Here is a 25,754-nt window from a genome sequence, read left to right on the forward strand (position 1 = left end):
ACGCGCTGCGCGCAACCCGATATCGCTCGGTGACGGCGCGGATGAGGAACGTTGTCGCAGGCCGGGGCGGGCCATAATCGCGCGATGGAGCTGACGACCGCACGGCTTTTCCTGCGCCCGTTCCGCGCGGGTGATCACGGGGAACTGCACGCCATCGCCGGCGACCCGGCGGTCGTGCGCTGGATGGACTGGGGCCCGAACACGCCCGAGGTCACCGCCGTGTTCCTCGCGTACGCCCTGGAGTCGGAGTGCGAGGAGCCGCGCCGCACCTGGCGGTTCGCGGTGGTCCGGCGGTCGGACGGGCGGCTCATCGGCTCGGCGGAGCTGCACATCGAGAGCCCGGAGCACCGCCGCGGCACGATGGGCTACCTGATCTCGCCGGCCGCCCAGGGCCACGGCTACGCGACCGAGGGCGCGCGGGCGGTGCTGGAGTTCGGGCTGACCGCCGGGGGACTGCACCGGATCACCGCGACCTGCGACCCGGAGAACCACAGCTCGGTCCGGGTGCTGGAGAAGATCGGCATGAGCCGCGAGGGCCACCTGCGCGACCACTTCCTGATCCGCGGCGAGTGGCGCGACCGGCTGCTCTACGCCAAGCTCGCTCAGCTGCGGTAGTAGACCCGCAGCTCGTAGCCGTTGCGGCCGGGCCGCCAGCCCAGGTCGTCGACGGCCACCACCTCGGGCCGCCCGGCCAGCCAGTTCGCGGCCATGCCGAGCGCGTCGGCCGGGGTCGACCCGGTGAAGACCTGCCGCCGGGCGAGGTCGTCGGCGCCGGCCGGCGCGTGCCGCGGGTAGGTGGCCGCGGCCATCATCGGCTCCGGGCCGGTGACCACCGCGGTGGCGCCGACGGCCTGGCCGTCGATCACCCCCTGCACGAACCAGTCGTTGATCGACTCGTCGTGCTCCACGGTCCACCCGCTGACCGGCCCGACGTCCGCGGCGATGGCGTGCTTGGCGTTGTCGAGGGCGGCGTCCAGGGTGGCGAGCTCAAGATCTTCGCCGTTGTACTCGACCCGATAGTTCACGTTGTCCTCCGGCGATCAAGCGAGCGACCAGCAGCGAGCCCTTACCCCGTGTGGCCGGGTTCTAGTCGGTGCGCCGCCGGTCGCCGCGCCGGATGGCTCAGGCCGCCCGGTTGCCCAGGGACCGGGTGACGTCCTCGCGGAGCTGGCCCAGGTCCACCTTCGCCCCGGTGAGGATCTGCGCGGCCAGGCCCCGGCCCTCGCGCAGGATGCCCAGCATGAGGTGTTCCGGTGCGATGAAGTTGTGCTTGAGCCGGATCGCCTCGCGCAGCGCCAGCTCCAGCACCTTCTTGCTGCGCGGCGAGAACGGGATGTGGCCGCCGGTGCCGGCCCGGTTGCGGCGCAGCAGGCCGCGGCGCTTCGGGGCGGCCTCGGGGCGGGGCAGCCGCAGCGCGCCCGGCCCGAAGTTCTCCTCGATCGCCCGGCGGACCGCCGCCAGGTCGATGCCGATCGCCTTGAGCGCGGCCGCGTCCTCCGCGTCGGTGTCCGGCAGCGGATCGCTCGCGGCGGTGCCCGGGCCGACCAGCCGGATCACCTCGGCGCGGACGAACCGGGCGTCGACGCCCCGGGCCGTCAGGGCCGGCGCCGACGCGATCGGGCCGGCCGGATCGGCGAGCAGGGCGAGCAGCAGGTGCTGGGTGCCGATCGGGCTCTGCTGCAGGTCCCGGGCCTCGCCCTGGGCGCCCGTCACGACCGCGCGTGCGGCATGGGTGAATCGCTCGAACATCTCAGCCCTCCCGTTGGTCCTGCGTGGGCACGCGACCGGCGTGCTTCTTGTGGACGCCCTGGCGGGTCACCTCGAGGGCGTCCGCGATCTCCTGCCAGGACCAGCCCTTGCGTCTCGCGTTGGCCACCTGGAGCAGCTCGAGGCCCTCCAGGAGGCGGCGCAGCGCCACGACCGCGCGCAGGCCGACCCGAGGATCGGCGCTGCCGGCGGCGGCGGCGAGATCGGTTGCTTCGGTCATGCTGTCAACTTACGTTGACAGCGGCCAAGTGTCAACTCTGGTTGACACGCAGGGGCCGCAAAAAGCGCCGGGCGGATGCCCGGCGCCTTTGCTGTCAGCGGCCTACTGGCCGCGGCCTGTCTTCTCCTGGAGTTCGTCGATGCGCCGGGACGCGTCGGCCTTCGTCAGGTCCTCCGGCACGTCCTCGTGGGCCTCCGCGGCCAGCGTCTGCAGGTACGACTGCTGGGCGCCGGTGGCCGGCTCGTCGCCGGTGGTCCAGTCGGCCGGATCCTTGATCGTGTTCGACGCCGGATCCTGGTCGGGGTCAGTCATGGCCTTGCCTCCTCGAGTTGCTCGAACAGGCGTGCCACTACCCCCCGAAAGTCAACTCCATGCCTGCCGTGGGGGTGAACGACATGCTGAGTTCCACCGGCAGTGCCGCCGGGGCCGCCACCGCGAACGGCACGCCCCACGGGTCGAGCAGCTCGGCGTAGCTGCCGAAGCCCATGTCCGTCGGGCCGGCGATCACGCCGCCGCCCAGGTCCCGGCACGTCTGGATGGTCGCCGCGCAGTCGGCCACCTGGAACGCCGCGCGCCACCAGCTGCCGCCACGGCTGGGCGCCAGCCCGGCCATCGCGTCGTGCGCCGTGGTGATCCACTCGCCGCGGGTGCCGTCGCTGCCGTACTCGTCGCGCAGCAGCCAGCCGAACGCCTGGCCGTAGAAGCGGGCCGCGGCCTCGGCGTCGTCGGTGAGCAGCTCCGGGAAGGTCATCGTGCCGGGCTCGCCGCCGACCTGGGCGCCGGTGAAGCCCGCGCTCTCCCAGAGGCCCAGCAGCGCGCCGGCCGGGTCGGCGATCAGCGCGGAACGCCCGCCCCGGCCCTCGACCGGCTCGCCGAGCAGGCGACCGCCGGCCTCGCGGACCCGGGTGATCGACGCCTCCAGGTTGTGCTCGGTCAGGTAGGTGAGCCAGCCGGCCGGCCGGTCCGCGCGGGCGCGGGTCAGCCCGGCCGCGGCGCGCCCGCCGAGCTTGAACCGGTCGCCGGCGGGTTCCCAGCCGAACAGCCCGGCGTAGAAGTCCGCCGCGCGTGCGGGATCCGCACTCGCCAGCTCGACCCAGCAGGGGGTCGCCGGCGCAAAGCCCCGGATACGCATCGGCAGCACCTTCCTGTTGTTCCATCATGGAATCTCGGCCCTGGGGGAGATGCCGATCACCTTACAGCCATGAATACGCTCTGCCACTACACCCGGGTTCAATGTCCTAAAAGAACTACGACTTCACGGGGCAGGGATCACGGACAGTTATGGTGATTACTGAGCGTGTCGTTCTTCCGGGGTTCGGGACCGTTCGTTGTATCGGTCCAGAAGCCGCATCACGGGCGTCACCGCAACGCCGTGCAACACCACGCTCACGACCACGACAAAGGCCACTGTCGCCCATGCGACATCGATGGCCGGGAACGGTGCGTGCGTCATCGCGTACGCCAGATAGTAGAACGAGCCGATCCCGCGGATGCCGAACGCCGCGATGACGGCGTGCTCGGCCGGATGGCCGGGCGCGCCGCGCAGCGACAGGAAGCCGGCCACGGGCCGGACCACGAAGATCAATGCCAGCCCGGTCAGCGCGGCGGGCCAGGTGAGCGGGCCGAGCAGGCCGCCGACCACGGCGCCGCCGAGCAGCAGGAGCAACAGCACGGTGAGCAGCCGCTCGATCTGCTCGGCGAAGTCGTGCAGCACCTGGTGGTACTCATCGGTGCGTTGCGCCGCGCGGATGCCGCGGGCGGCGACGAACACGGCCAGGAAGCCGTACCCGCCGGCCACCTCGACGAGCCCGTACGCGAGGAACGTCGCGGCCAGCGCCAGGAAGCCCTCGGAGTGGTGGGCCAGCCGCAGTTTGCGGTTGGGGGCGCGGAAGAACAGCTTGCCCAGCAGCTTGCCGACGAGCAGGCCGCCGGCGACCCCGACGCCGACCTTGTAGAGCACGTCCCGCAGCGCCCACTCGCCGAGCCAGCCCTCGCCGGTCAGCGCGACCGTGGCGAGCGCGATCGCCGCGTACACGAAGGGGAAGGCCAGCCCGTCGTTGAGGCCCGCCTCCGAGGTCAGCGCGAACCGCACCTCGTCCTCGTTGTCCTCCTCGTCGGTCGGCTCGCCGACCTGGACGTCCGCGGCCAGCACCGGGTCGGTCGGCGCCAGCGCCGCGCCGAGCAGCACGGCCGTGGCCGGCACCAGCCCGGCCCACCACCAGCCGGCCAGGGCCACGGCCGCGATGGTGACCGGCATCGCGACCGCCAGCAGCCGCCACGTGGACGACCACCGGCCCGCGGTCAGCGGCCGGTCGATCTTGAGGCCGGCGCCCATCAGGGCGACGATCACGCACACCTCGGTGAGGTGCTCGGTGAGCTCGGGGTGGGCCGGCGGATCCACGTCCGGCAGGCCGAACGGGAGCGCGAAGACCAGCATCCCGAGGGCGAGGAAGACGATCGGCATGGACAGGGGGCGGCGTTCGAGCACCCGCGGCAGGATTCCGGCCAGCAGGGCGCCCACGCCGAACAGGGCGAAGAGAAGGTCGGACAGCTGCACGCCCCTCAACTGCCCACAGACCGGGGTGACCATGCCGGCCGACCCCGACGGCCGGCCGGGAGGGCGTGCGCCGCACCCGGACCGGTGGCTAGCCGAGCTTGGCGATCGGCGATTGCCCGAGGTCGCGCAGCAGGGCGGCCGGGTCGGCGTAGGTGGTGATCGCGCCGGCCTCGGTCAGCTCGGCCGCGCTGGTGCCGCCGCAGGCCAGGCCGATGCACGGGATGTCGAGCGCGGCCGCCGCCTTGACGTCCCAGACCGCGTCGCCGACGAACACGCACCGGTGCGGGTCGACGTCCGACTGGTCCAGCGCCGCCTGGAGGATGTCCGGGGCCGGTTTGCTCTGCGCCGCGTCCGACGACGACGTGGCCGCGGTGAGGGCGTCCTCGGCGTTGATGACCTTGCGCAGGATGGCCAGCTCGGCCTCCTTGGCCGAGGAGGCGAGCACCACGGCGAGGCCGCGGCCGGCGCAGGCGCGCAGCAGGTCGGCCGCGCCGGGCAGCGGGCGCAACCGCTCCCACCAGGCGCCGTAGAGCACGTCGTGCGCGGTGGTCAGCTCCGGGTCCGCGTCCTGGTCCCGGTCGGTGCCGAGCAGGTGGTCGATGATCTTGTCGGAGCCCATCCCGATGCCGCGGTGGATCTCGGCCATCGGTACGTCGTGGCCGAACCGGCGCAGCGCCTCCCACCACGCGACCGTGTGCAGGTACGTGGTGTCGACGAGGGTGCCGTCGACGTCGAAGAGGACCCCGGGTTTCGCCGTCATACCGGGCATATACCCCGGTGGGTGGCGGCAAACGCGCCGGGCGGCTCAGCGGGGCGGGATGAGCATCTCGAACCAGACCGTGGAGCCGCGCACCGTCGGGTCGGTGCCCCAGGTGTCGCTCAGCTCCTCGATCAGGCCCAGCCCGCGGCCCCGGCTGCTCAGCGCGTCCGTCCGGGCCCGGGTCACGCTGCCGCGCGTGCCGGTGTCGGCCACCGACACCAGCAGGCGCTCCGCGCTCAGGTCGATGTGCACCTGGGCCGGGGTGCCGGCGTGCAGCAGCGCGTTCGTGGTCAGCTCGCTGGTGCACAGGATCGCCGCGCCGATCACCGGCTCGGGCACCGACCACTCGCGCAGCCGGGTGGTCATCCACTGGCGCACCCGGCTGGGCCCGGTCGGCTCGGCCGGCACCAGCATGGTGGCCGAGCGGCTCAGCGCCACCGCCCGCTCGACGGCCAGCACCGCCACGTCGTCGTCGGTGCTGCCGGAGACCGCCGCGGTCGCCAGCGCGCACAGGTTGCGCGGGTCGCCGCTGGTCGCCGCGGCGGCCGCGGCCACCAGGTCGGCCAGGCCGTCGCTCAGCGGGCGGTCCCGGCGCTCGACGACGCCGTCGCTGAACATCAGGATCGAGTCGCCCGGCTGCAGCTGCAGGACCGTGGTCTGCCAGCGGCCACCCAGGCCGAGCGGCGCGCCCGGCGGCACCCGGACCAGCTCCGCGGTGGCCGGACCGCCGAGCGGGTCCGCGTGGCGCAGCACCGGCGGCGGGTGGCCGGCGCTGGCCAGGGTGATGGTGCCGTCGGTGGGGTCGAGGACCCCGTACACGACGGTCACGAAGATCTCCTCGTTGCGGGACTCGGCGCCGAGCGAGCCGACCAGCCGGTCCAGCCCGGCCAGCACGGTGCCGGGGGACGGGTCGGTGAGCGCCAGCGCGCGCAGCGCGGCCCGCACCTGGCCCATCACGGCGGCCGCCTTGACGTCGTGGCCGGCCACGTCGCCCAGCACCATCGCCAGACGCCCGTCGGACAGCTCGAACGCGTCGTAGAAGTCGCCGCCGGCCGCGTTGCCGTCCACGCCCACGTCGTATCGCGCGGCGATCCGGAACCGGTCCAGCTCGGGCAGGTGCTCCGGCAGCATGCTGCGCTGCAGCAGCTGGGCGGTGCCGTGCTGGGCCTCGAAGCGGCGGGCCCGCTCGGCGGCCTGGGCCACCAGCTCGGCGGCCGCGTACAGCAGCGCGCGCTCGGCCGGCAGCCAGGTGTGCGCGGTGCGGTAGCCCATGGTCACGGCGCCGCGCAGGGACGCGGTGCGCAGCGGCATCGCGGCCAGTGCCCGGATCCGGCGCTCGTGCCGGTCGGTGGCGATCTTGGCGAGCGGGGCGCCGTCGGCCTGGAAGAGCGGCCGGCCGGTCTCCGCGGCCGTCGCCATCGGCGAGCCGGGGTCCGGGCCGATCCGCTTCCACAGCGGCGGCAGCCGCTCGTCGGCCTCGTCCATCATCTCGCCGCGGATCCGCCGCACGTAGCGGAACTCCGGGCCGTCGTCCACGGCGAAGACGCAGTGGTCGACGTCGAAGGAGCTCATCGCGTACGCCAGCACGACCCTGGCGACGTCGTCGATGGTCAGCGCGGAGGCCAGCCGGGCGGTGAGGTCACCGAGGCTCTGCAGCCGGCGGGTCACCTGGGTGGTCTCGGCGGCCACGGTCAGCACGCCGACCACGGCGCCGTGCGCGTCGCGGATCACCGAGTGGCCCCGGGTGAACGAGGCCTGCTCGACGTGGCCGGCGCCGCCGCGGGCCACCGCCACCTGGGTCTCGGCCTCCAGGAACGACTGGCCGGAGCGGTAGACGTCGGCGATGACGCCGCCCACGCCGGGGGCGTGCCACAGCTCGCCGAACACGTCGGCGGCCGGGCGGGCCAGCGCCGCCGGGTGCCGGGCGCCGAGCACCTCCGCGTACGCGTCGTTGTAGATCAGCACGTGGTCGTCGCCGTACGCCAGCACCATCGGCACCGGCGAGGCCAGCAGCAGGTCGACGGTCGCCCGGACCACCGGATCCCACGCGTCGACCGGGCCCAGCGAGGTCGCTTCCCAGGCGAGCCGGCCGACCAGCCCGGCACAGTCGAGGGCACGCTCCGGCGGCACACCGGTCTGATCGGGCAGCGTGGTCATCGCTAAAGAGCTCCCCATGCCGACCATGAGATGAGCGTAGCCCGCCTCCGCCGTTCGGACGATGGGGGCACCGTACGGACGTCCGATTATGCCCGGTACGCGCGGGTGAAGGGGGTGTGCCGTACCTGCACCGTTCCCGCGTGATCTCACGGTGTGTGATCCGGCCGTACCGGAATTGCCCTTGGCCCTGCTGATCTTGGCTCGCCTATAGTCCCGCCGTGACCGAAACCCCGCGGCCCCGGCCCAGCCGCGGCGTCATGGGATACGTCGCTGAGCTGCAGCAATTCGATCCCGTGCCGCCGTACGTCTACGAGCTCACGCCGACCGGCGCCCCGCCGCCGGCGCCCGTCCCGGTTGCGCCGCGGGCCCCGGCGGTGACCGTCGTGTCGCACATTCGACAGCAGTCGCAGCGCCGGATCCGGGCCGCGATGATCGCCGGCGCGGCCCTGGTGATCGTGGCCGGCGCCGGGCTGGCCTACGCCGGGCTCCGCGGCCCGCACGACGCCTCGCGGGCCCGCGCCACCGGCGCCGTCGCGTCCGGCTCGCCCGCCGAGGGCTCCCTCCCGCTCGACCCCGCGCTGCCCGGCGCCGACCCGGTCACCGGCCGCACCACGCCGGCCACGACGAGCGCCGTGCTGCCGGCCGGTGGCAGCACCGGCACCACCGATCAGCTCCCGGGCGGTAAGGCCCCGCCGGCGCCGCCCGTCCCGCCGGGCCGGCCCGGTCCGGTGCCGCCGGCGCCCGTCGCCACCTCGGTGCCGACGGACCCGGGCGACCCGGCCACGACCGAGCCGCCGGCCGCGCCGCTCCCGCTGGCGGCGACGTTCAGCCACGTCGCGGACGCCGCCGGGGACGGCTTCCTGGGGTACGCCGGCACGGTCCGCATCACCAACCCCGGCAGCCGCGACGTGACCGGCTGGCGGGTGACGCTCTCGGTGCCCGGCGACCACCCGGTGACCGCATCCGGGGCGACGGTCGCCCGGGACGGCGAGATCGTCACGTTCACGCCGGACGGGGATCCGACGGTGCCGGCCGGCGGCGCGGTGAGCTTCTCGTTCGAGGTGGCGGGCCTGCTGGCGGCGCTGCCCGGTGACTGTGTGATCGACGGCGTCGCCTGCTCCTGAACCTTGCCCGGCCGGCCGCCGTACTGCGCGGTGACGCCGGTCGTCCTAAGGTCGGCGCAGGCCGCATCACTACCGGCCACCGAGCGGCGAGGGAGAGCAGATGAGCGGCACCGATCTCAGCGACGCGCTCAGCGACATGTGGCGTTCCGTGTTGTTGTTCGTGCCGACGGCGCTGGCGTTCCTGGCCATCCTGCTCATCGGCTATGTGCTGGCCCGGCTGGTCCGCACGGTGATGGTCAAGACGCTGCGCCGGATCGGCTTCGACCGGGCGGTCGAGCGCGGCGCCATCGGCAAGGCGCTGGGCGGCCGGGTCGAGCCCAGCGACCTGTGCGCCAAGATCGCCTTTTACGCGGTGCTGCTCTTCGCGCTCCAGCTGGCCTTCGGCATCTGGGGCCCGAACGCGGTCAGCGACCTGCTCACAGCGCTGATCGGCTGGCTGCCCCGGGCCTTCGTGGCGATCGTCATCATCGTGGTCGCCGCGGCGATCGGCGGGGCGGTGCGGGACCTGATCGGCAGCGCGCTCGGCGGCCTGGCGTACGGGCGGGTGCTGGCCCAGGCGGCGTACTGGCTGATCGTGGCGCTGGGTGTGATCGCCGCGCTGGACCAGGTGCAGATCGCCACCGCGGTCACCCAGCCGGTGCTGATCGCCGTGCTGGCGACCGTCGCCGGGGTGGTGATCGTCGGCGTCGGCGGCGGGCTGGTCCGGCCGATGCAGCAGCGCTGGGAGACCTGGCTGGACCGGGCGAGCACGGAGTCGGCGGCGATCCGCGAGCACGCGCGCAGCTACGCGGCGGAACGCGCCCGGGTGGCGGCCGAGCAGAAGGCGGCCGAGGAGGAGGCCGCCCGGGCCGCGGCGGCGCGGGCGGCGGCCGAGGAGGCGGAGCGCGAGCGGCTGGCCGAGCAGGCCCGGGTCGACGAGGCGGCGCGGCAGGCCCGCGAGGCCGCGGCGGCCGAGGCGGCCCGGGTCGAGGCGCGGCGGGCGGCCGAGGAGGACGAGCGGCAGCGGGCGCTGGACGCGGCGGCCGCGGAGAAGACCCAGGTCATCCCGGTGCGGCGGGCGCGTCCGGGCAGCGACGACCGCCCGCACCTGGTGCCGGGCTTCGACGACCCCGAGCCGGCCGAGGACACCGCGACACCCGCCGCGCCCGAGACCGGCGAACCGGCGCCCGGTGACGAGGCCGAGACCACAGCGGACGTCCCCGCCCAGGACTCCGACAGCACTGTCACGATCTCCGAGGGCGAGCAGACCCAGGTGATCCGCTCGCGGCCGGACGACGGCCGGAAGTCCTGACGGCGGACGGCAGAGGGGGCCGGCACCGGAAGATCCGGTACCGGCCCCGCAGTGGTCGGTGTGGCCTGTCAGCGAGTGGTCAGGGCAGGGTGCGGGCGAGCGAGCACACCGCCAGCAGGCGGGTGAGCACCCAGTCGTTGTCGGTCCAGTCGATCGGGTCCGCCGGCGGACGCCAGCCGTGCTTGAAGGCCGCGTCGCGGACCCCCTCGGCGTACGCCGCGAGGATGACCGGCGTCAGCGGGCGGACGTCCGACGACAGGCTGTCGCGGATGCCGGCGATGTGCTGGTCGACGGTGGCGAGCAGTCCCGGGGACTGCGTCGCGGCCGCGAGGCCGGTGGTGCCGACGGACGACATCAGCTCCTCGAGGCAGGCGTGGGCGGAACGCAGGGCAGCACGGGCGGCAGCGCCGCTGAACAGGCCATTCATGAGATAGACGTTAGGGAGCCCGGGGTAGCCAACGGTGTCTCCGATCGGTGCAGCTCGGTTGAACCGGCGCCGGCGGGGAAGGGAGAAACCGGACTACGAGGCGAGGGAGACGCGGATGAGGGACGGCTCGGACAGCGCACACCGGCGGCCCGCCGGGCTGGACGACGGCACGGTCGAGGCGCTCGGCAAGCTCAGCGAGGCCCTGGAGACCGTCGAGCGGGTCCGCGGCCACCTGTACTCGCTGCACCAGCTGGTCGGCGAGGCCGACTTCAAGCTCGACGCGGCTGTCTCGCTGTTCATGCAGGCCGGGCACCCCGAGCTCGCCCAGCGGATCGAACAGGAGCTGATCGGCCGCAACGTGGTGCCGGGGCACTGGACGTTCCAGCTGGTCGAGGAGTTCGACGACGGCTATTACGCCGAGTTCCGCGCGCTGGAGCGCGACGCCCGCGACGACCTGGCCGGCGGGCGGCGCCACCTCTACGAGGCCGAGCTGAAGGAACGCCGGCGTACCCACGGCCGGGCGGGCCACGAGGCCCGCTGATCGTGGGTCGCGCGCGGCGCGCCGGGCCTACTCCGAGGCCGGCCGGCGGCGTTGGGCGTCGTCGGCGATGATCACCGCGGCGACGAGGAGAGCGACCACCACGGCGAAGAGCCAGGAGGCGTCGTCGATGAGCTGGGCGGCGGCAGGGGCCTGGAACGCGGCGAGCAGAAAACCCACCCACGCGAGGCGGCGCTGACGCTCGGACAGAAAACCGGCTGAACGCATCCGGATATTGTTGCCCGATTTGGGGCCTTCGCCGTCACCCTTTCGGCCGATCTCGGGTTGTCCGATGGTGCCTACTGCGCAGCGTCATGATCGTTCCACGAACCGTACGCGTTCCGTGTTGTCGCTGCTCACTGCCCTGATCGTGGTGCTTTCGGGTGCCGGTTGCGGCCCGGAGACCCGGCTCGGGGCCCGGCAGGTGCCCGCCCCGGACGAGCCGCAGCGGCATGTGCAGGCGGGCGCGTTGCACGGCCGTACCGGGGCTTTTCTGATCGTCCGGGACGCCGCGTCGCGGGTCGACGTGCGCCTGGCGGACCTGCCGGGACTGCTCTACCGGATCAGCACCCCCGCCGATTCCGGGCTGGCGCCGGCGATCACCGGCGCCCCCGGCCGGGTCAGCCTCGGCCTGCGCCCGACCGGCGCGGACGGCCCGGACACCGTGGAGATCCTGCTGAACCGGGCGGTGCGCTGGGACATCCGGCTCCCGGCGGGCGCCGGGGAGCAGCACCTGGACCTGGCCGCCGGCCGGCTGGACCGCCTCGAGCTCGGTTCCGGCACCGGCCTGGTCAGCATGCGGCTGCCGCCGCCCCGCGGCACGGTGCCGATCATCGTCGCGGGCGGCGTGGGCGAGGTGGCGGTGGCGCTGCCCCCGGGTACGCCGCTGCGCCTGCACCTGCGCGGCGGCGCGGACCTGGTCGCCGTCCCGTGGACCGGCCGGTCCCGGGCGGACGCGGGAACCCTGCTGGCCCCGGCCGGCTGGGGCCGGGCGCCGAACCGGTACGCCGTGCTGGTCGCCTCGCCGGTGGGCAGCGTGACCGTCTGGGGCTGACCCGGACAGCAGAACGGCCGCCGGGGAACCGGCGGCCGTTCGGATCAGGCGGTCACGCCCCGGGGCGGTCCACCTGGCCGCGCCAGGCGCCGGTCTCGACGCCGCCACGGCTCTCGATGTACTCCTTGAACCGCTTCATGTCGCCCTTGACCTGGCGGTCGAGGAAGCCGAGCTTGTCGCCGGCCGTCTCCGCCACGCCCTGCGGCTCGAAGTCCATCTGGCAGGTGACCCGGGTGGTGGTGTCGTCGAGACGGTGGAACGTCACGACGCCGGCCTGCTTGGAGCCCTCGATCGAGGTCCAGGCGACCCGCTCGTCCGGGAGCTGCTCGGTGATCTTGGCGTCGAACTCACGCTTCACACCGTCGATGTTGGTCTTCCAGTGCGTCGTGGTGGGGTCGAGCTGCTTGATCTCGTCCACCCCGCTCATGAAACGCGGGAACTCCTCGAACTGGGTCCACTGGTTGTACGCGGTGGTTACCGGGACCTTGACGTCAACGGACTCGGTGACTGTACTCACGGTGATTCCCCTTCGCTGTTTGTTGCCCCGCCTTGCTGTGGTGCTCCTCAAGTGGTGCCCGACGGCTCCGGGGCTAAACCGGGAGCGTCCTTCTTGTCGTCGTCAGGCTCCTCACGCGGCGGCAGCGGCGGGTCCGGGTCCGGGTCGCCGGCCTGCAGCTGGCGGCCCCGCTGCACCTCGGCGTTGATCTCGACGCCGAGCATGAGCGCGGAGTTGGACAGGTAGATCCAGACCAGGAAGGCGATGACCGCGCCGAGGCTGCCGTACGTCTTGTCGTACGAGCCGAAGTTGGCCACGTACAGGCCGAAGCCGAAGGACGCGAGCGCCCAGGCCAGCAGCGCCACGATGCCGCCCAGGGTGATCCAGCGGAACCGCGGCTGCCGGACGTTGGGCGCGATCCAGAACAGCACCGACAGCAGCAGCATCAGGATCAGCACCAGCACCGGCCAGCGGCCGACCGAGTAGGCGAGCTTGGCGGCGTCGCCGGCGTGCAGGGCGTTGCCGACCGCGTCCACCAGCGGCCCGCTGATCACCAGCCCGGCCGCCACGACCGCCATCAGCACCAGCGCGACCGCGCTGACCAGCAGCTGCAACGGGCGCAGCTTCCACCAGGGCCGGCCCTCGCGCACGCTGTAGATGCGGTTGGAGGCCCGGGTGAAGACGCCGATGTAGTTGGACGCCGACCACAGGGCGCCGAGCAGGCCGAAGCTGAGCAGCACCTTGGCGGAGCTCTGCTGCACGATGATCGCGTCCAGCAGGTCGGTGAAGCTCTTCTCCGCCACCACCGAGCCGGCGCCGAGGTCCTTGAGGATGCCGACCACCGTGTTGACCGCGGTGCGCCCGTCGGTCACCAGGTTGACCAGGGCGACCACCACGATCCCGACCGGGAAGATAGCCAGCACCGCGTTGTAGGTCAGGGCCGCGGCCAGGTCGCTGCAGTCGTCGTCGAGGAAGCCGTTGGCGCTGCGCCACAGCACCCCGCGCCAGGTCGACCAGTGCAGCTGGCGGAAGCCGGTGGGCAGCGGCTCGGTCTCGGTGCGGGCCGTGGCGGCTGTCATGGTCGGGCTCCTCATCCGTCACGGCGTGCGCTCGGAGCACTACCCGCGCGTTGTTTGCGACAAACTCGGCGGGGTAGGCGGAGCGCGACGAGAGGCGGCGGGTGACGTGGAACGTGCGGACGCGATAGTCATCGGAGCGGGGCACAACGGGCTGGTGGCGGCGAACCTGCTCGCCGACGCCGGCTGGAGTGTCGAGGTGCTGGAGGCGACCCCCCAGCCGGGCGGGGCGGTGCGCTCCGGGTACGTGACGGCTCCCGGCTATCTGAGCGACCTGTTCAGCTCGTTCTATCCGCTCGGCTACGCCTCCCCGGTGATGCGCGGCCTGGCGCTCGATGACCACGGGCTGAGCTGGACACACGCGCCCGACGTGCTGACCCATCTGCTGCCGGACGGCCGGGCGGCCACGGTCAACCGCGACCTCGAGACCACCATGGCGTCGATGGAACAGTTCGCGCCGGGTGACGGGGAGCGCTGGCGGCACGCGTACGACGACTGGCGCGAGGTCTCCCCGCACATGCTCGACGTGCTGTTCACGCCGTTCCCGCCGGTCCGCTCCGGGCTCGACCTGGCCCGCCGGCTCCAGGTCGGCGGCGCGCTGCGGCTGGCCCGCCGGCTCGTGCTGTCGGTGCGGGAGCTGGGCTCGGAGCTGTTCCGGGGCGAGGGCGCCCAGCTCGCGCTGGCCGGCTGCGCGCTGCACACCGACCTCTCGCCGGAGGAGGCGGGCGGCGGGGTCTACGGCTGGCTGCTGGCCATGCTCGGCCAGGAGTACGGCTGGCCGGTCCCGGTCGGCGGCGCCCAGCAGATCACGTCCGCGCTGGTCGCCCGCCTGGTGGCGCGCGGCGGCCGGATCACCTACGACACCCCGGTGACCCGGATCCTGGTGGCCCGGGGCAAGGCGATGGGGGTACGGACAGCCGACGGCCGCAACTGGCGCGCCCGCCGGGCGGTGCTCGCCGACGTCCCGGCCCCCGCGCTCTACCTCGACCTGGTCGGCGCGCGCTGGCTGCCCTCCCGGTTCGCCGAGGACCTGGAGTTCTTCCGCTGGGACGGGGCCACGGTCAAGGTCGACTGGGCGGTCAACGGCAAGGTCCCGTGGAAGAACCCGGCGGCGGCCGGCTCCGGCACGGTGCACCTGGGCGCCGACCTCAACGGCCTGACCCGGTACGCGGCCCACCTCGCCGTCGACGAGATGCCACCGGACCCGTTCCTGCTGCTGGGCCAGATGACCACCGCGGACCCGGCGCACTCGCCGGAGGGTACCGAGTCGGTGTGGGCGTACACCCACCTGCCGCACCGCAAGCACTGGGCGCCGGACGAGATCGCCGCCCACGTCCAGCGGATCGAGGCGGTCCTGGAGGAACACGCGCCGGGCTTCGGCCGGATGGTCGTGGGCCGCAACGTCTTCTCCCCGGCCGACCTGGAACGTGAGAACCCGTCGCTGGTCGGCGGCGCCCTGGGCGGCGGCACGGCGGCCGCGTTCCAGCAGCTGTTCCTGCGCCCGATCCCCGGGCTGGGCCGGGCGGACACGCCGGTGGACCGGCTGTTCCTGGCCAGCGCGTCCGCGCACCCGGGCGGCGGGGTGCACGGCGCGCCGGGGGCGAACGCGGCCCGCGCCGCCCTGGCCCGCGACCGGCTGCTGACCGGCAAGCTCTACCAGGCCGCGGTCGGCGCCGCGCACAAGGCGATCTACCGCTGAGCGTCAGCGGCGGCGCAGCAGGGCCGTCGCCGCGACGCCCAGCCCCGCGCCGACGAGGCTCGTGACCAGCGGCTTGTGCATCGCCGCCCAGAGGGCGAACGAGCTGGTCCGGGCCCGGGCGTCGAACACGCCGTGGGCGCCGAGGTCGCGGTCCTCGTCGACCGGCTTGTCGACGTTGTCCTGCCAGGTGGCCGGGTCGATCCGGTCGCCGGTCTGCTGGCCCTGGTAGCCCTGCTGGTCGCGGGCCAGGTACCGGTCCAGCAGGCCCGGCGCGACCATGTTGCCCAGCCGGGTCTTCAGCGTCGGGCCGCCCACGTTGATCTCGCGCTTGCCGTGGTCGGCAACCCAGAGCACGGCCCGGGCCACCACCTCGGGCTGGTAGATCGGCGGCACCGGCTGCGGGTGCCGGGGCAGCCGGGTGCGGACCCAGGAGAACTGCGGCGTGTTGACCGCCGGCAGCTGCACCATGGACAGCTTCACCCGGTCGCCGTCATGCAGCAGCTCGGCCCGCAGCGAGTCGTTGAAGCCCTGGACGGCGTGCTTGGTCGCGCAGTACGGCGCCTGCAACGGGATGCCCCGGTAGGCCAGCGCGGAGCCGATCTGCACGATCGCGCCGTGCCCGGCCCGGCGCATGTGCCGCAGCGCCGCCAGCGTGCCGTGCACGGTGCCGAGGAAGTTGACCTCGGTGACCCGGCGGTACTCGGCCGGGGTGATCTCCCAGGCCGGCGCGAAGACCGACACCATCGCGTCGTTGATCCACACGTCGATGCCGCCCCAGTCCCGGGCGATCTCGTCCGCGACCTCCTGCACCGCCTCCGCGTCGGCCACGTCCACCTGGAAGGTACGGACGTCGGCGGCGCCAGCCGCCCGGGCCTCCAGCGAGGCGCCCTCCAGACCGGCCCGGCCGCGCGCGATCAGGGCGAGCCTGGCGCCCCGGGCCGCGTACGCGGCGGTGACCGCCCGGCCCACCCCGGCGCTGGCGCCGGTGATCACGACGACCTGGCTCATCGGCGCACCCCGTTCTTCGCCGAGCGCAGCACGATGTCGGTCAGCCGGCGCAGCGACTCGATGTTGCGCCGGTGCAGCACCAGATCGTTGATCTTGTTACGGGCCCAGCGCAGCGGGCCCGCCTCGAAGTCCTCTTTCATGGTGATCCGGGTGCCGCCGCCGGGCTGCGGGTCCAGCACCAGCTCGACGACGGCCGAGCCGAGCGGCCAGAGACCGGCGCGCAGCTTCAGCAGCCGGTCCTGCTCGACGGCCAGCACGGTCGAGCTGTCCTGCAGGGAGAGCGGCCAGGGACCGGCCTTGTGGTGCAGCTCGGCGCCCACCCGCGGCCAATGCTCGTCGACCTCCCGGATGTGGACGGTGCCGACCACCCAGTCGCTGTAGGTCCAGCCGTCGGCGAGCACGGCGAAGATCTGCTGAGGGGACGCCTGGACGGTACGCTGCACGATAGCCACGCGGCTCCCATACCCGGCACCAGCATGTTTACGCTTTTGGGTGACGGGCATGTCTCGCCGCGTATCACAGCCTCAACTCCGGTCTTCTCCCGGAATCAAGCTGTCGGAGGAGGACCCCGTGCGTATCGCGATGATCTCCGAGCACGCGAGCCCGCTCACCACCAGGGAAAACACCGGCGTGCAACACCGCCACGTCGCCGAATTGTCGACCGCTCTGGCCGAGCTGGGGCACGAGGTTCGCGTCTACACCCGCCGGGACGATCCGCACCTGCCCGCCGTCGTCAAGATGAGCGAGGGTGTGCACGTCGTCCACGTGCCGGCCGGCCCCGCCCTGACGCTGCCGTCCGAGCGGCTGCTGTCGCACATGGGGGACTTCGCCCAGTGGCTGCGCACCGAGTGGCGCGACGCCGACTGGCTGCCCGAGGTCGCGCACGCCCACTTCTGGACCAGCGGCCTGGCCGCCGTCACCGCGGCCCGGCAGGTGGGCATCCCGGTCGTGCAGTCGTTCCACGAGCTCGGCGCGGCCGAGCCGGCCGGCACGGGTCCGTCGCGGGCCGGCTACGAGCGGGCGCTGGGCCGGGCGGTCGACCGGGTGGTCGCGCAGACCCAGAACGAGCTGCGCGGGCTGGTCCGGATCGGCGTGCCCCGCACCCAGCTGACCGTGGTGCCCGCCGGCGTCGACAGCGACCGGTTCACCCCGGACGGCCCGGTCGCCGAGCGCAACCCGGAGCGGCCCCGGATCCTCTCGGTCGGCCGGCTGGTCGAGCGCAAGGGCTACGGCGACGTCATCCAGGCCATGCGCTACCTGCCCGGCGCCGAGTACGTAGTGGTGGGCGGCCCGTCCGCGGCCCAGCTCGCCGACGACCCGCAGGCGAAGAAGCTGCGCGCGCTGGCCGAGCACTACCAGGTCGCCGACCGGGTCCGGCTGGTCGGCGGCGTGCCCAGCGCCGACATGCCCCGCTGGTACCGCTCGGCCGACCTGCTGGTCGCCGCGCCCTGGCAGGAGCAGTTCGAGCTGGCCCCGCTGGAGGCGATGGCCTGCGGCCTGCCGGTGATCGGCACCTCGGTCGGCGGCATCAACGAGACCGTCGTCGACGGCCTCACCGGCGACCTGGTGCCGGCCCGCGACCCACGGGCGCTGGGCGGCGCGCTGCGCCGGCTGGTCAACGACAAGGTGCGCCGCTTCGCGTACGCGACGGCGGCGCTGGACCGGGCCCGCCAGGCGTACTCGTGGAAGCGGGTGGCCGCCCAGGTCGGCTCGGTCTACTCGGCGGTCGCCGGCCGCAAGCCCAGCGAGGCCGGCGCCGAGGCACCCGCAGTCTGAGGCGTGACCACGGGTCCACCGATCGGGTGACCGGTGGGCCGGCGAGATCCTCGGCCCGAACGGCGCCGGTAAGACCACCACCGTCGAGTGCGTCGCGCGGCGCGTCGTGGCCGCCGCCTACGCGCGCGGCCTGCTCGGCTTCCGACGGGCGACACCCGTCGGGCATCAATCGGCTGCTACACCGCGTCACGTTGATGGAGGATGGTGGCCAACGGCAGCTCCAACTCGATGGATCGGGTGGGTCGTCGAACGGTGGCGAGTTGTTCCGGCTCGCCGATGTGAAACCCCTGTGCGAAGTCGACACCGTACTCGCGCAGGAGGTCCAGGGTGGCGTCGTCCTGCACGTATTCCGCAGCGGTCAGAATTCCCAGCTTCCGGCACATCTGCACCAGACCCTCGACGACCGCTTGGAGCGGCTCGGAGTCGGGCAGCCCGTGGATGAAGCTGCCGTCGATCTTGACGAGGTCGACCGGCAGCTTGGTCAGGAAGCCCAGCGGTGTGTTGCCCGTGCCGAAGTCGTCCAGTGCCAGCTGGCAGCCCAACTGCCGGACGCCGTCAGCGAACCGGCGCGCGACGGACAGATTGCCGATGGCGGCAGTCTCCGTGATCTCAATCGTCAGGTTCTCCGGGTCGACCTCATATCGCTCGACGGCGTCGCGGAGGTGATGGAGGAGCAGCGGATCTGCGAGCGAGCGTCCGGAAATGTTGATCTGGTAGTGCGATGTCTGGGGGCCCTGGCCGATCAGCCGCAGCGCTTGGTTGATCACCCACTTGTCGACCGCGAGGATCTCATCGACGTGTTCGGCGAGGTCCAGGAACGCGGTCGGCGGCACCGGACGGCCGACGTCGTCGAGAACCCGTAGCAGGATTTCGTGTCGGGTGGTCCGGTTCAGTTCCAGGTCACGCAACGGCTGCACGTAGAGGGCAAAACGGCCGTATTTGACCGCGTTTCGGATGCCGGCCCGGCAGATCTCACCGCGTTCCTCCGCTGATGGCGGCTTTCGCAGAACGTACAGCGGCCGGTCCTCGTGCTTGGCCCGGCGCCACGCAGTCTCGGCGTCGAGCAGCAGCTCGATGCTCGCCGTCGGGAACCGGTAGTCGTAGTGGACCAGGCCGCCGAAGGCGTCCAGGCGCCCGCAACCGGCCATGAAACGGGTCTCGCGAAGACTGCTGATCACCCGCTCCGCTTTCGGGGTGGCCGTCTCCAACGTCGTGTATGGCATCAGGACACCGAATTCGTGGCGGGCGAGTTGTCCACACGGGTCCGGACCCGCGATGTCACGGACCAGGTTGGCTGCGGCCGTGCTGAACCAGTCGTCGCGGTCGGTGTCCGCGTCTGTGCTGAGCCGAATGTAGGGCGGAGCGGAGATCACCAGGAGGGTGCCGGTCCCGGCCCGCAGGGCTCGGCCTACCTCATCGGCGAAGGCCTTGCGGCTCAGCAGTCCGGTGACCGGATCCACTTCGGTCAGATCCTTCTGAACGCTGCTGGCGCGTACCTCTCGTCGCCTGTCATCCTGCAGCCGCTTGTGGGTTGCAGTGGCGTCGTGGCCGGTGCCGATGATGCCGGTAGGCCGGCCGAGGCGATCGGTGAGCACTTCGAGCAGAACCTCGACGTACCTTGTGGATCCATCTCGCACGACGATCCGGCAGACGAAGTCGACGGCGGACTGGTTGCGCCAGGCGGCCCGGAGCCGTCTACGAACCGCTGCCCGATGCGTGGGGTGGATGAGGGCGAACAGGCTGGTGAGCGACTTGCGGGCTTCGACCGGAGCGAGACCGAAGATCCGTGACATCTCGTCCGACCAGTCCAGCCTCCGCGTGTTCGAGTCCCAGACGATAGCGCCGCGCTTGCGGAGTTCCGCGGCGCGCCCTATCCGCTTGGCCTCCGTGATCTCGTCACTCAGCGGGTCAAGCAGGTCAACGTCGCTGAGGATCTCCGCACCTTCGCTCAGCCGGCGTTCGTGATCCTCGTGGATGCGCCGCATGGCGCGACGCGCCCGTGCGTGCTCCAGCGGAGTGGGTTCGTCCAGGGCCGCCAGCATGACCAAGTCGTCGAGATTCATGCCGGGCTCCCTTCATCGCCGGAGCGGTACAGACTGCGATACTTCTTGCGCACTTCGCACTTGTACGTTCGAACCGTCGTGATCGCCAGGCCCAGTTGCAGCGCGATCTGATCGTCGGTGTCCCCTTCGACCATCAGGGCCAGGACGGCCCGCTGCTGCAGGGGTAGTTGGCGGAGCAGGAATCGCAGCACCATCTCGGCCTCCTGCGAGCCGGTGGGCTCGGCGGGTTCCTCCGGGATGGACTCGAGCGGGACGGTGTCCTTCCACTTCTGCTTGTCGTCCAGGGTGAGCAGCTTGTGCCATGCGGTGCGGCGGACCCAGTAGAGCGGTCTCTCGTGCTTGGACACGATCTCCCATTTGTGCATCGTCACGATCAACGCTTCGTGCAGTGCGTCTTCAGCGAGGTGCTGATCGAAGCACTGGCGCAGGAGGAACTTCAGCAGCCGTGAGTAGTTCTGGGTCACAAAGCTGTCCAGTGACGCGCTGCGGTCGGCTCGGCGGTACCCATTTCCGTCATCCGGCTGAAGCGCTGAGGCGGACGTCATCGGGCTGCCGTCTCTCCGGTGGCGGCAGGCGCACCGATCTCGATCAGCCGCTCGCCGTCTCCATCGCGTTCCACTACCCGCACTCTCGCGTGTGGATGGTTGAAGACCTGGGCGAGCCTCGTCGTCCGCGCGATGCTTCGGGTGGAGCGTTCTCGCTCCAGTTGCACCTGGGTGCGATGCCGAAGGTGGGTCCGAAGCAAGCGGCCCCCGTTGAGGGCGGCCACGGCCGTCCCCAGCAGCCCGGCGCCGGCCGCCACCCACTCGTTCATGTCGATCATGTCTGTCCCTTCAGGGCACTTCGCTTCCGCATATAACTCCGCGAAGGCGACTGTCTGTAAGCCCCGAAACGGTGACTAATTTTCGACATGATCATTGATCACGCGCCTCAAGTGCACATATCTATGTCCGCAACTTCCTGCCGACGACGAGGGTGGCTACCGTGAGTAACGCGTGGGTTGCCTCCCGTCAACGCGAACAGCCGTGGGTCCGGCGGAGCAACAGAATTGGCGCGGTCGAGCTGTGCTATCCGGCCGGCCGCGGCGCGCCGCGGTAGGTGCCGAACGACCACAGGTTGCCCTCCGGGTCGCGGGCGATGAAGTCGCGGGAGCCGTAGTCGGTGTCGGTCAGTTCCTGGACGATTGTCGCGCCCGCCTTGACCGCCCGGTCGTGCAGGCCGTCCGGGTCGTCGGTCACCGCGTACGCGCCGAAGGTGCCCGGGCGCAGCGACCAGACCCGGTCCGGGCGGTAGGAGCCGAGCATGATGCCGCCGCCCGGCGGCCAGGCCAGTTCGGCGTGGGTGATCTCGTCGCCCTCGCCGTGCACGGCGAGGGTGACGAAGCCGAACGCGTCGACCAGGAAGGTGATCAGGGCCCGGGCGTCGGTGGCCGACAGGGTGGGCCAGACCTGGGGTTGCGGAGTTGTCATGGCGCCGATGATGCGCCGGGCGGGGCGGTGCCGTCTTGGACAAAACTGAACTCGTCGGCGAGCCAGCGGGTCGGGGAGCAGCCGGCCAGCGCCCGGAACTCGCGGGTCAGGTGGGCCTGGTCGTAGTAGCCGGCGTCGGCGGCCACCGTGGCCAGCGGGGTGGCCGGGGTCAGCCGCCGGCGGGCCCGGTCGAAGCGGATCACCCGGGCCGCCTCCTTGACGCGCAGGCCGGTCTCCAGCCGGAACCGGTCGGTGAGGTGGCGTGGGCTCCAGCCGGTCTCGCCGGCCAGCTCGCGGACCGGCAGCCGGCCGCCGGTGGACAGCAGCCGGCGGAACGCGTACGCGACCTCCGGGTGCACCTCGGCGTCGTGGCTCCGGGCCAGGTCGGTCAGCGCGGTGTCCAGGGCCGCGAACCGGGCCGGCCAGGTGGGCGCCGCCAGCAGCCGGGCGCGCAGCCGTTCGACGCCGGCGGCGCCGAGCAGGTCGGCCAGTTCGAGGTCCAGGCCGGCCAGTTCGCCCGCGGGCAGGCCGAACAGCGTGCGGCAGCCCAGCGGGTGCACGGCGACCTGGACGCCGGACTGCCGGCCGCCGTGTGCGATCAGGGCCGGGGCCAGGTGCAGCCCGCCGACCAGCGCGTCGTAGCGGCCCGGCGGCTGGCGGCGGTCCGGGTGCGCGTACACCACGAGCGGGTCGTCGAGGGTCAGCACGAGCGTGAGGTACGGCGACGGCAGCCCGCGGTGGGTCACCGCCGGCACCCCGTGCTGCCGCCAGCCCGCATAGTGCGCGACGTACGGCCGCAGCGCCGCCGCCGGTCGCGCCCAGGCGGACTCGTCCGTCACCATGCCCCGAGCATCCCACCGCCGGGCCCGGGTGCGCCGCCCGGCGCGACCCGGCCCCGGAGCGGGTCAGTCCGACAGGGCCTTGGCCAGGGTGTCCCGGAAGTCGCGCTCGTTGTCGGTCACGACGTCGCCGCCGATCCCCAGCACCCCGCCGCTGGACGCCGCGCCGACCACGCTCTCGGCGATCTCCACCAGCCAGTGCTTGTAGGTCTCCGCGTCCGCCGCGTCGGCCTTGGCCGCCAGCAGCGCGTTCGCCTCAGCGGCGCGGCCGAGGACGTCGTGGGCGTAACCCACCGGGTCGGCCGGCTCGATGGCCGGCAGTTCCTCGCCGCGGTCCGGGTCGCCGGTCTGGTCCAGCACGGCCCGGGCGACCGCGGTGACCAGCGGGCTGGCCGAGGCGCGCGCGTCGGCGATCCGGTCGAGCCCGGCGGCCGTCTCGGCACGGGTCCTGCGGGCACTGTCGTGGGTCGCCACGCTCGCGGCGGTCAGCACCGACTGCGGGAGGCCGACCAGCAGCCCCCATTCGGCGTCGGTGAACCCGAACGTGGCGTACAACGGTTCGTCGGTCACGAAATCTCACTCATTTCTTCTTCACAACGAGGTTTTTCTGGGGTTTTCCGCCGCGGGTAGGCACAGCGACCAGCAGCGCGTTCTCCTGGACGACCGGCACCGAGAGGGTCTTGTAGCCGACCTCCTCGAACAGCACGGTCATGCGATCCTCCTCGTACCCCATCACCATGCCGGGACCCCACTCGGCGTGCCGCACCGTGCTGTGCACGGCGAACGGCTCGTCGCCGGTCTCCTCCTCGGTCTCCTCGGCCACCCCGTCGACGCAGTTGTCGCAGTGCCCGCACCGCTTGGCCAGGTCCTCGCCGAAGTACGCCAGCAGGGTCTGCGAGCGGCAGGCGTTGCTCTGCGCGTACCCCCGCATCATGTCGGTGCGGGAGCGCTGCACCACCTGCTGGCGCTCGTGCTCGGCGACGGCGGCCTCGGCCGCCGCGGCCGGCAGCGGGGCGAAGACCGGGACCGTCCACTTGTTGGTGCTGCCCGCGACCGCCGCGCCGACCTGTTCGAGCAGGCCCAGCAGTTGGCCGAGCTTGCGCGGGCCGAAGCCGGTCCGCTCCTTGAGCGCGGTCTTGGTGGCGGGCCCGGCCCGCAGCGCGGCGGCCAGGTCGCGGAGCTCCTTGACGTCCGGCGAACCGCCGGCGAAGAAGCGCTGGATGGCCTCGTCCTCGGCGCGCCACAGCAGCAGCGCCCGGCTCGGCTCGCCGTCGCGGCCCATCCGGCCGATCTCCTGGAAGTAGCTGTCCGGGGAGTCGGGCAGGGCCACGTGCGCGACCCAGCGGATGTTGGCCTTGTCGATGCCCATGCCGAACGCCGAGGTGGCCACCATGATGTCGACCCGGTCGGCGAGGAAGTCCTCGTGGGCCTGCTCGCGGGCGCCGCCGGCCATGCCGCCGTGGTAGAACGCGGCGTTGTAGCCGGCCGTGGTGAGCCGCTCGGCGAGTTCCTCGGCGGCGCGCCGGGTGGCGACGTAGACGATGCCCGGGGGCTTGGCCTCGTCCAGCAGCGCGGTGAGCCGGCGCCAGCGGTAGTCCTCGTCCGGGCAGTAGGCGACCTCGAGGAAGAGGTTGGCCCGGTCCAGGCCGGAGACGTGGATCTCCGGCTTGTGCAGGCCCAGCCGGTTGATGATGTCCTCGCGGATCGGCGGCGAGGCGGTCGCGGTCAGCGCCAGCACCGGCGGCCGGCCGAGTTCCTTGATCAGGTATCCGAGGGAGAGGAACTCCGGGCGGAAGTCGTTGCCCCAGATGGAGATGCAGTGCGCCTCGTCGATGGCGACCAGGCCGGGCTTGAGCGCCCGCACCTCGGCCAGCCGCTCCGGGTTGCTGAGCTGCTCCGGGGTGATGAAGAGGAACTCCGCCCGGCCTTCCTTGATCTCCCGGATCGCCTCGCGCTGCTGGTTCGGGGTCTCCGCGGAGCTGACCCGCACGGCGCGGATCGCCGGGTCGTCGCGGTCGTTGAGGGCCAGGATCTGGTCCTGCTGCAGGGCCAGCAGCGGTGAGATCACCACGGTCGGCCCCGGCAGCAGGACCGCCGGGATCTGGTAGATCGCCGACTTGCCGGCGCCGGTGGGCAGGACGACGAGGGCGTCGCGGCGGCGCAGCACAGCCCGCATGGGCTTGAACTGGCCGGGGCGCAGGGAGGGCCAGCCGAAATGCTTGCGGGCGACCTTGCGCAGGCGGGGGCCGTACACGGGTAGCTTCATCGAGCGGCCATTGTGCCCCACCGCCGCGGCGCGCAAACGCTAGTGGACCTTCGGCAGCACGTGCTCGGCGTAGAGGTCGAACAGGCCCTGGAAGTGCGGCCCGGTGTTCGCGACGTAGACCTCGTCGAAGCCGGCCTGGGCGTACTTGTCGATCATCTCCAGGTGCGCGGCCGGATCGTTGCCGCAGACGAACGCCGCCTTGACCATGTCCTGGGTGACCAGCTGTGCCGCCTGCTCGAAGTGCTTGGGCGAGGGCAGGACCTGGGAGAGCTCGCCGGGCACGCCGGCGTTGGGCCAGTTCTCGTACGCGATCCGGGCCCCCTCCTCCTCGCTGCCGGCGAAGGCAGCCTTGAAACCCGCCTGACAGGTACGTTTGCCGCCGCCCTCCGTCCGGAACTGGTTGACCAGCTCACCGTCGGGCATGGTGCTGATGTAACCCTCGGCGATGCGGGCGGCCACCGAGGTCGCCTTGGGCCCGAAGCCCGACATGAGGATCTCGACCGGCCGCTCGGGCAGCGTGTAGATCCGGGCGTTCTCCACGGTGTAGTGCTTGCCGCGGTGCGAGACCACGCCGCCCTTCCACAGCTCCCGCATGATCTCGACGGCCTCCTCCAGCATCTCCAGCCGGACCTCGGCCTCGGGCCAGGCGTCGCCGAAGATGTGCTCGTTGAGCGCCTCGCCGGTGCCGATGCCGAGCCGGAACTTCCCGCCGGTCAGCACCGCGCTGGTCGCGGCGGCCTGAGCGATCACCGCCGGGTGGATGCGGACGGTCGGGCAGGTCACCGCCGTGGTGATCGGCAGCGAGCAGACCTGGCTGAGGGCGCCGATGGTGGACCAGACGAACGGGCTCTGGCCCTGGGCGTCGACCCACGGGTGGTAGTGGTCGGAGATCCACAGGGCCGCGAAGCCGGCTCGCTCCGCGCCCTTGGCCTGCTCGATGAGCTCGGCCGGGGTGTACTCCTCGCTGGAAAGGAAATATCCGATGCGCATGACGGGCGGATACCCCGGTTATTTGCCGCCGAACATCCGTCTGATGGCCCAGAGCAGGATCAGCGCGCCCAGCGCGATGCCGAGCAGCTTGACCGCGTGCACCTCGGACCAGTCCACTCCGGATGCTGCCAGTGTTCGCACCGTTCGGATCCTAGCGGGCCGTCAACACTTTAAGAT

The 25,754-nt window shown here is 72.4% G+C and carries 30 protein-coding genes; 7 read left to right on the plus strand and 23 right to left on the minus strand.

The window, feature by feature from the left end:
- Positions 1 to 84: 84 nt before the first annotated feature.
- The gene (locus tag ACIBQZ_RS23305; protein WP_396090861.1) at positions 85 to 615 is read left to right on the plus strand and encodes a GNAT family N-acetyltransferase; all 531 of its coding nucleotides are present in this window, start codon (positions 85 to 87) and stop codon (positions 613 to 615) included.
- Here ACIBQZ_RS23305 and ACIBQZ_RS23310 read toward each other — a convergent pair.
- The 8 genes from ACIBQZ_RS23310 to ACIBQZ_RS23345 all read right to left on the minus strand — a co-directional run bounded on the left by ACIBQZ_RS23310 (position 603) and on the right by ACIBQZ_RS23345 (position 7,488).
- Positions 603 to 1,025 carry a hypothetical protein gene (locus ACIBQZ_RS23310; RefSeq protein ID WP_396090862.1) on the minus strand — a complete coding sequence of 141 codons (423 nt, stop codon included), beginning with the start codon at positions 1,023 to 1,025 and terminating at the stop codon, positions 603 to 605. The two genes, ACIBQZ_RS23305 and ACIBQZ_RS23310, sit on opposite strands and share 13 nt — an antisense overlap.
- Before the next feature lie 97 nt (positions 1,026 to 1,122).
- Positions 1,123 to 1,749: a Clp protease N-terminal domain-containing protein gene (locus ACIBQZ_RS23315; RefSeq protein WP_396090863.1), complete on the minus strand. Its 627-nt coding sequence runs from the start codon at positions 1,747 to 1,749 to the stop codon at positions 1,123 to 1,125.
- A gap of 1 nt (position 1,750) precedes the next feature.
- Positions 1,751 to 1,987: a helix-turn-helix domain-containing protein gene (locus tag ACIBQZ_RS23320; RefSeq protein WP_396090864.1), complete on the minus strand. Its 237-nt coding sequence runs from the start codon at positions 1,985 to 1,987 to the stop codon at positions 1,751 to 1,753.
- A gap of 102 nt (positions 1,988 to 2,089) precedes the next feature.
- A complete protein-coding gene (locus ACIBQZ_RS23325) occupies positions 2,090 to 2,299 on the minus strand; it encodes a DUF3072 domain-containing protein (RefSeq protein WP_396090865.1) in 210 nt (69 codons plus the stop codon).
- A 37-nt stretch (positions 2,300 to 2,336) separates the two neighbouring features.
- Positions 2,337 to 3,119 (minus strand): VOC family protein, encoded by a 783-nt coding sequence (locus ACIBQZ_RS23330; protein WP_396090866.1) that lies wholly within the window; start codon positions 3,117 to 3,119, stop codon positions 2,337 to 2,339.
- Between the two features lie 156 nt (positions 3,120 to 3,275).
- On the minus strand, positions 3,276 to 4,577 hold the full coding sequence (locus tag ACIBQZ_RS23335; RefSeq protein WP_396090867.1) for a cation:proton antiporter: 1,302 nt from the start codon (positions 4,575 to 4,577) through the stop codon (positions 3,276 to 3,278).
- 55 nt (positions 4,578 to 4,632) lie between these two features.
- Complete coding sequence (locus tag ACIBQZ_RS23340; protein ID WP_396090868.1) at positions 4,633 to 5,304, minus strand: HAD family hydrolase; 672 nt, start codon at positions 5,302 to 5,304, stop codon at positions 4,633 to 4,635.
- A 45-nt stretch (positions 5,305 to 5,349) separates the two neighbouring features.
- Complete coding sequence (locus tag ACIBQZ_RS23345) at positions 5,350 to 7,488, minus strand: SpoIIE family protein phosphatase (RefSeq protein WP_396090869.1); 2,139 nt, start codon at positions 7,486 to 7,488, stop codon at positions 5,350 to 5,352.
- Between the two features lie 191 nt (positions 7,489 to 7,679).
- Here ACIBQZ_RS23345 and ACIBQZ_RS23350 point away from each other — a divergent pair, with 191 nt between their 5' ends.
- Positions 7,680 to 8,585: a cellulose binding domain-containing protein gene (locus tag ACIBQZ_RS23350; RefSeq protein ID WP_396090870.1), complete on the plus strand. Its 906-nt coding sequence runs from the start codon at positions 7,680 to 7,682 to the stop codon at positions 8,583 to 8,585.
- Between the two features lie 100 nt (positions 8,586 to 8,685).
- Positions 8,686 to 9,876 (plus strand): hypothetical protein, encoded by a 1,191-nt coding sequence (locus ACIBQZ_RS23355; RefSeq protein ID WP_396090871.1) that lies wholly within the window; start codon positions 8,686 to 8,688, stop codon positions 9,874 to 9,876.
- A gap of 79 nt (positions 9,877 to 9,955) precedes the next feature.
- Here ACIBQZ_RS23355 and ACIBQZ_RS23360 read toward each other — a convergent pair whose 3' ends face one another.
- Positions 9,956 to 10,303 (minus strand): DUF6401 family natural product biosynthesis protein, encoded by a 348-nt coding sequence (locus tag ACIBQZ_RS23360; RefSeq protein WP_396090872.1) that lies wholly within the window; start codon positions 10,301 to 10,303, stop codon positions 9,956 to 9,958.
- Between the two features lie 115 nt (positions 10,304 to 10,418).
- Here ACIBQZ_RS23360 and ACIBQZ_RS23365 point away from each other — a divergent pair, with 115 nt between their 5' ends.
- Positions 10,419 to 10,844, plus strand: coding sequence for a hypothetical protein (locus ACIBQZ_RS23365; protein WP_396090873.1), 426 nt, complete (start codon positions 10,419 to 10,421; stop codon positions 10,842 to 10,844).
- Positions 10,845 to 10,871: 27 nt separating this feature from the next.
- Here the strand turns inward: ACIBQZ_RS23365 and ACIBQZ_RS23370 are convergent, their stop codons facing one another.
- A complete protein-coding gene (locus tag ACIBQZ_RS23370; RefSeq protein WP_396090874.1) occupies positions 10,872 to 11,069 on the minus strand; it encodes a hypothetical protein in 198 nt (65 codons plus the stop codon).
- Positions 11,070 to 11,187: 118 nt separating this feature from the next.
- Between ACIBQZ_RS23370 and ACIBQZ_RS23375 the strand changes: the two genes are divergently transcribed.
- Positions 11,188 to 11,895, plus strand: a complete 708-nt coding sequence (locus ACIBQZ_RS23375) for a hypothetical protein (RefSeq protein ID WP_396090875.1) — start codon at positions 11,188 to 11,190, stop codon at positions 11,893 to 11,895.
- Between the two features lie 52 nt (positions 11,896 to 11,947).
- On the opposite strand, the gene ACIBQZ_RS23380 is transcribed toward ACIBQZ_RS23375, so the two are convergent.
- Positions 11,948 to 12,412 (minus strand): SRPBCC family protein, encoded by a 465-nt coding sequence (locus ACIBQZ_RS23380; RefSeq protein ID WP_396090876.1) that lies wholly within the window; start codon positions 12,410 to 12,412, stop codon positions 11,948 to 11,950.
- A gap of 47 nt (positions 12,413 to 12,459) precedes the next feature.
- Entirely contained in the window at positions 12,460 to 13,470 is a 1,011-nt protein-coding gene (locus ACIBQZ_RS23385; protein WP_396090877.1) for a YihY/virulence factor BrkB family protein, read from the minus strand.
- Positions 13,471 to 13,576: 106 nt separating this feature from the next.
- On the opposite strand from ACIBQZ_RS23385, the gene ACIBQZ_RS23390 reads away from it, so the two are divergent.
- Positions 13,577 to 15,166 carry a phytoene desaturase family protein gene (locus ACIBQZ_RS23390; protein ID WP_396090878.1) on the plus strand — a complete coding sequence of 530 codons (1,590 nt, stop codon included), beginning with the start codon at positions 13,577 to 13,579 and terminating at the stop codon, positions 15,164 to 15,166.
- A 3-nt stretch (positions 15,167 to 15,169) separates the two neighbouring features.
- Here the strand turns inward: ACIBQZ_RS23390 and ACIBQZ_RS23395 are convergent, their stop codons facing one another.
- On the minus strand, positions 15,170 to 16,174 hold the full coding sequence (locus ACIBQZ_RS23395) for an SDR family oxidoreductase (protein WP_396090879.1): 1,005 nt from the start codon (positions 16,172 to 16,174) through the stop codon (positions 15,170 to 15,172).
- Positions 16,171 to 16,626, minus strand: coding sequence for an SRPBCC family protein (locus ACIBQZ_RS23400; RefSeq protein ID WP_396090880.1), 456 nt, complete (start codon positions 16,624 to 16,626; stop codon positions 16,171 to 16,173). Before ACIBQZ_RS23400 ends, ACIBQZ_RS23395 begins: the two co-directional genes overlap by 4 nt.
- A gap of 118 nt (positions 16,627 to 16,744) precedes the next feature.
- On the opposite strand from ACIBQZ_RS23400, the gene ACIBQZ_RS23405 reads away from it, so the two are divergent.
- Entirely contained in the window at positions 16,745 to 17,950 is a 1,206-nt protein-coding gene (locus ACIBQZ_RS23405; protein WP_396090881.1) for a glycosyltransferase, read from the plus strand.
- Between the two features lie 176 nt (positions 17,951 to 18,126).
- Here the strand turns inward: ACIBQZ_RS23405 and ACIBQZ_RS23410 are convergent, their stop codons facing one another.
- From ACIBQZ_RS23410 to ACIBQZ_RS23450, 9 genes are all read right to left on the minus strand, one after another.
- The gene (locus ACIBQZ_RS23410; protein ID WP_396090882.1) at positions 18,127 to 20,013 is read right to left on the minus strand and encodes an EAL domain-containing protein; all 1,887 of its coding nucleotides are present in this window, start codon (positions 20,011 to 20,013) and stop codon (positions 18,127 to 18,129) included.
- Positions 20,010 to 20,477 (minus strand): RNA polymerase sigma factor, encoded by a 468-nt coding sequence (locus tag ACIBQZ_RS23415; RefSeq protein WP_396090883.1) that lies wholly within the window; start codon positions 20,475 to 20,477, stop codon positions 20,010 to 20,012. Before ACIBQZ_RS23415 ends, ACIBQZ_RS23410 begins: the two co-directional genes overlap by 4 nt.
- Positions 20,478 to 20,554: 77 nt before the next feature.
- A complete protein-coding gene (locus ACIBQZ_RS23420; protein ID WP_396090884.1) occupies positions 20,555 to 20,836 on the minus strand; it encodes a hypothetical protein in 282 nt (93 codons plus the stop codon).
- Between the two features lie 244 nt (positions 20,837 to 21,080).
- Positions 21,081 to 21,482, minus strand: a complete 402-nt coding sequence (locus ACIBQZ_RS23425) for a VOC family protein (protein WP_396090885.1) — start codon at positions 21,480 to 21,482, stop codon at positions 21,081 to 21,083.
- Positions 21,479 to 22,324, minus strand: a complete 846-nt coding sequence (locus ACIBQZ_RS23430) for a helix-turn-helix domain-containing protein (RefSeq protein WP_396090886.1) — start codon at positions 22,322 to 22,324, stop codon at positions 21,479 to 21,481. The genes ACIBQZ_RS23425 and ACIBQZ_RS23430 overlap by 4 nt, the downstream gene beginning before the upstream one ends.
- Before the next feature lie 63 nt (positions 22,325 to 22,387).
- Positions 22,388 to 22,891 (minus strand): hypothetical protein, encoded by a 504-nt coding sequence (locus ACIBQZ_RS23435; protein WP_396090887.1) that lies wholly within the window; start codon positions 22,889 to 22,891, stop codon positions 22,388 to 22,390.
- Positions 22,892 to 22,901: 10 nt separating this feature from the next.
- Positions 22,902 to 24,587: a RecQ family ATP-dependent DNA helicase gene (locus ACIBQZ_RS23440; protein WP_396090888.1), complete on the minus strand. Its 1,686-nt coding sequence runs from the start codon at positions 24,585 to 24,587 to the stop codon at positions 22,902 to 22,904.
- 39 nt (positions 24,588 to 24,626) lie between these two features.
- Positions 24,627 to 25,577 carry a TIGR03557 family F420-dependent LLM class oxidoreductase gene (locus ACIBQZ_RS23445; RefSeq protein ID WP_396090889.1) on the minus strand — a complete coding sequence of 317 codons (951 nt, stop codon included), beginning with the start codon at positions 25,575 to 25,577 and terminating at the stop codon, positions 24,627 to 24,629.
- Between the two features lie 18 nt (positions 25,578 to 25,595).
- Positions 25,596 to 25,718 (minus strand): hypothetical protein, encoded by a 123-nt coding sequence (locus ACIBQZ_RS23450; protein WP_396090890.1) that lies wholly within the window; start codon positions 25,716 to 25,718, stop codon positions 25,596 to 25,598.
- Between the last annotated feature and the right edge of the window lie 36 nt (positions 25,719 to 25,754).

Source organism: Actinoplanes sp. NPDC049599, assembly GCF_044465625.1.
Lineage (GTDB): Bacteria > Actinomycetota > Actinomycetes > Mycobacteriales > Micromonosporaceae > Actinoplanes.